This is a genomic window from Amycolatopsis anabasis (genome assembly GCF_009765355.1).
Taxonomy (GTDB): domain Bacteria; phylum Actinomycetota; class Actinomycetes; order Mycobacteriales; family Pseudonocardiaceae; genus Amycolatopsis; species Amycolatopsis anabasis.
The window spans coordinates 1-7,698 of the sequence record NZ_VTHK01000122.1 but is presented as its reverse complement, the minus strand read 5'-3'; the positions used below and the strand labels follow the sequence as shown (position 1 = coordinate 7,698).

7 protein-coding genes are annotated in these 7,698 nt (G+C 67.8%); 2 read left to right on the top strand and 5 right to left on the bottom strand.

Going from position 1 to position 7,698, the window contains the following annotated elements; all coding sequences use genetic code 11:
• Positions 1-170 precede the first annotated feature (170 nt).
• Entirely contained in the window at positions 171-788 is a 618-nt protein-coding gene (locus FXO23_RS50020) for a TetR/AcrR family transcriptional regulator (RefSeq protein ID WP_158896190.1), read from the bottom strand.
• Positions 789-904: 116 nt separating this feature from the next.
• Between FXO23_RS50020 and FXO23_RS50015 the strand changes: the two genes are divergently transcribed.
• Positions 905-2,464, top strand: coding sequence for an FAD-dependent monooxygenase (locus tag FXO23_RS50015; RefSeq protein ID WP_158896187.1), 1,560 nt, complete (start codon positions 905-907; stop codon positions 2,462-2,464).
• A gap of 2 nt (positions 2,465-2,466) precedes the next feature.
• Positions 2,467-2,730, top strand: coding sequence for a hypothetical protein (locus FXO23_RS50010; protein WP_218952438.1), 264 nt, complete (start codon positions 2,467-2,469; stop codon positions 2,728-2,730).
• 95 nt (positions 2,731-2,825) lie between these two features.
• On the opposite strand, the gene FXO23_RS50005 is transcribed toward FXO23_RS50010, so the two are convergent.
• From FXO23_RS50005 to FXO23_RS49990, 4 genes are all read right to left on the bottom strand, one after another.
• Positions 2,826-4,916 carry an acyltransferase family protein gene (locus FXO23_RS50005; protein WP_158896185.1) on the bottom strand — a complete coding sequence of 697 codons (2,091 nt, stop codon included), beginning with the start codon at positions 4,914-4,916 and terminating at the stop codon, positions 2,826-2,828.
• Positions 4,917-5,154: 238 nt separating this feature from the next.
• On the bottom strand, positions 5,155-6,444 hold the full coding sequence (locus FXO23_RS50000) for an ArsB/NhaD family transporter (protein ID WP_158896183.1): 1,290 nt from the start codon (positions 6,442-6,444) through the stop codon (positions 5,155-5,157).
• Positions 6,445-6,460: 16 nt separating this feature from the next.
• Complete coding sequence (locus FXO23_RS49995) at positions 6,461-6,907, bottom strand: CBS domain-containing protein (RefSeq protein ID WP_158896192.1); 447 nt, start codon at positions 6,905-6,907, stop codon at positions 6,461-6,463.
• A gap of 23 nt (positions 6,908-6,930) precedes the next feature.
• Positions 6,931-7,698 (bottom strand): cation:proton antiporter domain-containing protein (locus FXO23_RS49990; RefSeq protein ID WP_179957098.1); only part of this gene is annotated, 768 nt, incomplete at its 5' end.

Here is a 7,698-nt window from a genome sequence, read left to right as displayed (position 1 = left end):
GCTCCTGTCCGTGGGCCGTGATCGCTCTTACCCTGCTCGGTCCACAGAGGACGCGTAGGGTCTATCCCGTGATCGGCTCTGGCCCGAATCCGGTGGTGACGGCGCGTGTCGGGGCGTGTGAGGGTCCGCCGGCAGGGAGGGTGCTCGCGCGTCGGAACGGATGGTGCGGGTTAGTGGTGGCAGGCGGCGAGTGCGGCGAGGATGACGTTGACGAGTCGTTGTTGGGGATAGGGGTCGGTTAGCTCGCCGGAGGCGGTCAGGGTTTGCGGGCGCGCGTAGGTGAGGCCGACCAGGCAGTCGAGGGCGAGGTCGGTGTCGAGGTCTGTGGGGAGTTCTCCTCGTTGGATCGCCTTGTGCAGCATGGTGGCGCCGGCCGCGCGGCGGGGTTCGCGGAGGGCTGCGTAGAAGGTCTGGGCGAGCTGTGGGTTGCGGATGGCTTCGGCGCTGAGGTCGGCGATGATGCGAGTTGTGCGCAGGTCCTGTGTGAGCGCGTTGGCGTGTGCGACGTAGCTGCTGACGTCGCCCCGGAGGGTTCCGGTGTTGGGGACGGGGACAGTGTTCCAGGCGAGATCGGCCACGATCTGTTCGACCATGGCCTGTTTGGATGTCCAGCGTCGGTAGAGGGCGGCTTTGCCGACCCGGGCACGGCGGGCGACCGCTTCCATGGACATGCGGGCATAGCCTGACTCGGCGAGTTCGTCCAGGACCGCCGCTGTGATCGCGTCGGTGACCTGTCCTCGCAGCAGGGCCGCTCCAGTGGCTGAACGTGTTCGGGTTGGTTCGGTCATCACGGTTAGCGTAGTACGGAACGGAACGGTTGCGTTCCGGCGATGTCGAGAACTAGGCTTCAATACGGAACGGAACCGTTCCGCCTTGTTGGTCGTGGAGTTTGTGGGTGGCCGTCATGGACGTGGTGGACAGTGGGTTTGATGCTGGGTTGGACGCCGAGGTGCTGGTGGTGGGTGCTGGGCCTTCCGGGCTGGCGCTGGCTTGCGCGCTGCGTCTGAGTGGGGTGTCCGTTCGGGTGGTGGACGGTGCCTCGGGACCGGCGTCGACGTCGCGGGCGAACATCCTGCATGCCCGGGGTGTCGAGGTGCTCGATCGCCTCGGTGCGCTCGGTGACCTGCCGGAGCGTTCGCTCACCGCGCTCACCATCACGCAGTACCTCGACGGGCGGCCAGCGATTACGGTCCGGTTCGGCGATGTCGGCCTGGGCACCGCCCGCCCGGCGCTGTACGTGTCGCAGGCCGACATAGAGAAGGAGCTACGGCGCCGGCTCGACGAGTTGGGTGTCGACGTCGACTGGGGCAGCCCGCTGGTCGATGTCTCCCAGGATGCGCACGGTGTCACGGGCGTGCTCGGCAACGGTGACACGGTGCGGTGCCGGTGGCTGGCCGGTTGCGACGGGGCGCACAGCACCGTGCGCAAGCTGACTGAGGTCGGGTTTCCCGGTGTTCGACTCACCGAACAGTTCCTACTGGCGGATGTGCACGCCGACTGGCCGGTCGATCGCGCCGGAGGGCATGGCTGGCCACACCCGGACGGCCCGTTCTTCGCCGTACCGATGCGCGAGGTCGGTCGCGCGGAGGACCTGTGGCGGCTGATGGCCTACGACCCGGCCGGCGACGACAGCCCCCAGGACGATCAGGCGATCCTGGAACGCTTCCGCAAGCTGGTGCCCGAGCGCACCGGACGAACCGATATCCAGATCAAGGACACGGTCTGGACCTCGGTTTTCCGCGTGCACCGCCGATTGGCTGACACCTACCGCCAGGGCCGGATCTTCCTCGTCGGCGACGCGGCCCACATCCACAGCCCGCTCGGTGGACAAGGCATGGTCACCGGGATGGGCGATGCGGAGAACCTCGCCTGGAAGTTGGCTCTGGTCGTGCACGGGCGAGCCACAGACGCGCTGCTGGACACCTACGAGGCCGAACGCCGGCCACTGGCGACCGACGTGCTGCGGCGAACCACGACCGCGACCCGGCTGCAGGTGGGTGACAGTCCGCTGATGCGGTTCCTGCGCAGGCGGGTGCTGATCCCCGTCGCCACCCTGCCGTCTGTGCAACGACGGGCCAGCCAGCTCGCGTCCCAGCTGTGGGTGACCTACCGCCGCGGCCCGCTGGCCCACGACATCAGGGCCCGGCTGGGGCGCCGACCACGGCCCGGCGACCGCGTCCCGGACCTGGCATGCACCCGCCCAGACGGCAGCCACACCCGTCTGCATGCTGAACTCGGTCAGCGATGGGCACTGCTGGTCCCCATCGAAAGCTGGGACGCCCACCTCGCCGAGGCGCGGAAACACCTCGGCGATAACGTCGTGCCCCTTACCCCCGAGGATCCCGAGCAGCGGGACGTATGGCTGGTGCGGCCAGACGCACACCTGGCCTGGCGCGGCGGCCGTACCGAAGCGCCACACCTCGGCAAATGGCTCGACGACGCACTCCACCGCGGAACAGCCTGACCATGACGCACCACATTCTCAAACCAGACGCGGAACGCTCTATCTCCGAGGAATTGATCGGGCTCTGCTACGCGATCGCCAACGCCTCCGCGTTCACCTTGCCCGCCGGCCAGCGACGCCTCCCGCGCTGGCTGCCCGCGTCCGGTCTGGTTGGCTGCCTGCTGTTGGCCGCGACGCTGCCCTGGCTCTCGGTGGTGACAGGGCTTGCTGTCTTCGCTGCCGGTCTCGTCGGCCGCGCCCTGGTTCTCGCTCGCCGAAGGGCGTGAGCCCTGTCCGCTTGCCGGTACGAGGCAGCCACTCTCGCAACGCGTGCTGATCGTCACGGGTGTGCCGTTGCTGATCGCCAGCCGGGGGTGAGGTTCTACGTGGGGGCGTTGGCCACGTCGTCGTGCCAGCCGAGTGCGGAGTCGACGGCGTTTTCCAGGATGGTGGACAGGGTGGTCATGTAGGTGGCGCTGATGTGGTTGTTGTCCATGTACACCAGGACGTTGCCGATGACCGGTGGGCAGGTGTCCTGTTCGCAGAAGTAGTCACTGAAGTCCAAAAAGGACACATTCGGTGGGAGGTCGGGCAACCCGGCATACGGCGGTTCCGGTGCGTACAGTTCGGCGCGTGGCCTGCTGCATTCGGGAGCGGTCGGGCCGTTGGCTTCCACGCACAGCGGGGGTGAGTAGTCGTCGAAGCGGGGGTTGTCCCGCACGGCCAGCACCGGGATGCCGGCGGCGTCGACTTTCCGCCACTGGTTGACGAAGCCGGGGGGCAGGTGTTCGGTGGCGCCGGGGCGGACGTCCTTGGTCGCGATGGTGAACACCGCGTCCGGTCGCTGTTCGAGGATTTCCTCGGCCACGTTGTTGTTCCAGTCGATGCAGGGCTGGTCGCCGGGCACGGTCTCGGAGTCGGTGGAGAACGGGCAGCCGCCGCGGAGCATCGCGATGATCTGCCAGTTGCGTCGTTCGGCGATCGGGCGCAGCGCGCCGATGAACTGGCCGGCGTGTGAGTCGCCGGTGACCACGATCCGCCGAGCCGGTGGCCCGTTGGTTTCGGTCGCGCAGACCTCCAGGTCTGCGCTGCGGGCGGCGGTGGTGCAGTGTTCTTCGTCGATGCGCGCGAAGTCCTCCGGCAGTGCCACGAAGGATGGGGCGAGCGGGGCGTTCGGGCTCGCCCAGCGCTCGAATCCCGCGGTGCGGGCCAGCGCACCGGGATGATCGGGATCGTTCACCGAGGCGGCGTAGGACTCCGCCTTGCGCATGCTGACCACCTGCCAGGCGCCCGCGGCCACCAGCACCGGCACCAGCATGGCCACACCGAACCGGTAGGCGCCCCAGTTCGTGCGCTGCCCGATCCGGGAATCCCGCGCGGGTTTCTCGACCAGGTGATAGGTCGCCGCCGCCAGCAGCAGCGACGCCGCGATGATGATGGCGCCGCCCCGCAGGCCCACCGTGGCGCGGTCGCGGGCGACCAGGTAGAAGATCAACACCGGCCAGTGCCACAGGTACAGCGCGTAACTGAGGTTGCCCAGATACACCAGCGGACGCGACGCGAGCAGCCGATCGGCGCCGAGGCGGCTGCCGGTCGCACCGGCGGTGATGACCAGGGCCGCGGCGAGTGTGGGCCACAGCGCGAGGTAGCCGGGGAAGACCTGGCCGACCTGTAGCACCAGCCCGCAGGAGATCAAGGCGGCGATTCCGGCCCAGCCCAGTACGATCCGCAGCCACCGAGACACCGTGACGGCGTCGATGGCCAGTACGAGCAGGCCGCCCAGTGCGAACTCCCACACCCGGGTCAGCGAATGGAAGTAGGCCAGGGGCTGGTTGGCCGCGGTGAGCCATACCGAATACGTCAGCGACGCGGTGAACAGCACCAGCAGCGTGATCGACAGCATCGGGCGCAGGCTCTGCCGGGTCAACCGGGCGGCCAGCGCGACCAGCGCCACCAGCAGCGGCCACACCAGGTAGAACTGGCCCTGGATGGACAGCGACCAGAAATGCTGCGCCACGCTCGCGGAATCGTGCTGGGTGAAGTAGTCGACCGAGTCGGCGGCCAGTCGCCAGTTCTCCACGTACAGCGCCGAGGCGACGACTTCTTTGATGGTCTGGAACCAGCGGTTCTCCGGCAGTACCAGCACACTGATCGCGATGACCGCAGCGAGCACGGTCAATGCGGCGGGGAACAACCGTTTGATCATCCGCCCCCACAACGGACGAAACGCGATCCTTCCGCGGGTGCTGGCCCGGACGAGTTGCCCGGTGATGAGGAATCCGGAGATCAGGAAGAACACGTCCACGCCGCCGGAGATCCGGCCCAGCCACACGTGGTAGACGACCACCAGCAGCACGGCCAGTGCCCGCAGCCCCTGCAACTCCGGACGGTACTTGCGCGCGGCGTTGGTGCGGTGTCCGGGGCTTGTGGTGGTTCTCGCCCGGGGTGCTGTTCCTGCGTGACGTTGCGCCATCACGGTTTCCTCGGCGGTACCAGGGCATGGGCCACACGGGGTGGTGCGGCTCGAGTGCCAAGTCCGTGTCGGTCAGGTGTTGTGGTCCTGGCGGTGGTGTGCGGCGCGCAGGGCGAGGACCACCAGGACGAAGAGGCTGATGATCGCGAGGGTGGTGAGCAGGTTGGCCACGGCGCTTTCACTTCCCCGACTTGGTGCGTGATGGGCATCACAAGGATCCTTCTGAGTGTAGCTGTGGTCAGGCGAGCAGGAAGTAGCGCAGCCATAGGTAGGGGGCGGCGATGATGATGGTGATCAGGGTGACGATGGCGCCTTTCTTGGTGAATTCCCAGAACGAGATCGGGGTGCCCTCGCGGGCGGCGATGCCGAGGACGACGACGTTGGCGCTGGCGCCGACGGCGGTGAGGTTGCCGCCGAAGTCGGCGCCGAGCGCGAGTGACCACCACAGTGCCTCGGAATGGACGGGGTCGGCGATGTCGTTGGTGAGCGCGAGCACGAGCGGGCTCATCGTGGCCACGTAGGGGATGTTGTCGATGATCCCGGACAGCAGCGCGGACACGACCAGGATGAGCATGACCGCGAGCAGCGCGTTGCCTCCGGTGGCGTCGGCGGCGAGCTTGGCCAGTTCGCCGATGACGCCGGTCTTGACCAGGGCGCCGATCATGATGAACAGCCCGGCGAAGAAGAGCAGGGTTTCCCATTCCACGCTGGACAGGTAGTCCTTGGGTTTCGCCCGAGAAATGAGCACCAGGACACCGGCGCCGAGCAGCGCCACCACCGAGGGCTCGATATGCAGGGCCGAATGTCCGACGAACGCGGCGAACACCGCCAGCAGCACCACGCCGCACTTGACCAGTAGCCCGTGGTCCTTGATGGCCTCGCGTTCGTTGAGCGCCATCACGTCATCAACCCGGCCCGGGTCGACGGTGAACGAGCCGCGGAACAGCCACCGCAGCATCAGCGTGAACACGATCAGCTCGATCAGCACGATCGGGCCCATGTTGACCAGGAAGTCGTTGAACGAGAGTCCCGCCCGGCTGCCGATGATGATGTTCGGCGGATCCCCAATCAGGGTCGCCGCGCCGCCGATATTGGAGGCCAGCACTTCGGCGATCAGGAACGGGATCGGGCTGATCCCCAGCCGGTCGCACACCAGCAGGGTGACCGGTGCCAGCAGCAGCACGGTGGTCACGTTGTCCAGCAACGCCGAGGCGACCGCGGTGATCAGCGTCAGCAGGATCATGATCCGCAGCGGCGAGCCCTTGGCGCGTTTGGCGGCCCAGATGGCGGTGTATTCGAAGACGCCAGTTTTGCGCAGCACTCCGACGATGATCATCATGCCGAGCAGCAGGAAGATGACGTCCCAGTCGACCCCGGTCTCGTGGGAGTAGAACGCGTCCTCGGCACCGACCACCCCAACCCCGAGAACGATGCCCGCACCGGCGAGCGCGGCGACCGTCTTCGGGATCTTCTCGGTGGCGATCAGCAGATACGCCACCGCGAACACGGCGATCGCGACCACGGTCATGCCGTGGCCCCGCAGGTCAGTGTGGTGTGAGCGCGAGCTCCAGCAGGCGGGACGCGGTGATCACGCCCACGAGCGTGCCGTCTCGGAGCACGGCGGTCAGCGGGCAGCGCAGCCGGGCCATCATCGCCGCGACCTCGACGATGGTGTCGTCGTGGTTGACCGCGGGTAGCTCCTGCGGCTCCCGGGGCAGCAAATCCCGGACCGTCTTGCCGCCGAGCTTGTCGGCGACCCGGTCGGCCATCGACTCCGACAGCACCCCGGCCAGCGACGGGTCGTCCTGCACATAACTCGGGACCAGAAACTTCACGACCTGGGAGGCGGGCAGGATCGAGTACGGCTTCCCGGTCTTGTCGGTCACGACGAGGCCGGGCATCCGATGGCTGGCCAGCAGCCGCGAGCCCTCCAGCGCGTTGGAATCCAGATCGACGACCGGGAATTCCTCGGCCATCTGCTCGGCGTGCATACCCACAAGGTACGACGATTCGGTCATTCCCGCCGAGGGTCATCGGCTTCTCCTGTCGTGTTTTTGACGCGAGCGTCGTCGCGGTCGGGCAGGCCGGTGGGCAGGTTGTCCGGCGGCTCCACCTGCAGTGCCTTGGCGACCGGGACGTCGGTGGAGGAGTGCAGGACGATGGATAGGGCGATGGTGATGGCGACCAGGTCGAACACGATCTCGCTGTCGGGAATCCCGGACTGCAGCGCGAGCAGGCCGTAGACCACCGAAGCGAACCCCTTGGGCCCGAACCACGCCGCGGTCGCCCGCTCCCGCCGGTCCAGCGGGGTGCGCAGCAGCGACAGCAGCATCGCCGCGGGCCGGACCAACACGATGGCCAGCGCCGCCAGTACCCAGCCGCCGAGGGTGATGTGCGAGATGCGGTCCGGGGTGATCAATGCACCGAACACCAGCAGCGCGGCGAACTTGGTGGTCTCCGACAACAGCTCGCCGAACGGTTCGAAATGCTCGGCCGCGACCCGATCGAGCGTGGCCAGCGTCGAGCCCGCGGCGAAGGCGGCCAGGTACGGGTTGGCGTGGGTGAGGTGGCAGGCGCCGTAGAGCATCACCGCGATCGCCAGCGGCCCCAGCGCCTGCAACCGCGGCTCGGCCGTGAGGATCCGGGTCCGCCACGCCAGCGCGACCACCGCCGGGATCGCGATCCCCAGCACCAGGCCGAGTACGAGTTCGAGCGCGACCGTACCCAGGTGGGATTCGGTGTGCGCGGCGGTGGCCAGGAAGATCAGCACGAACGGCAGCGC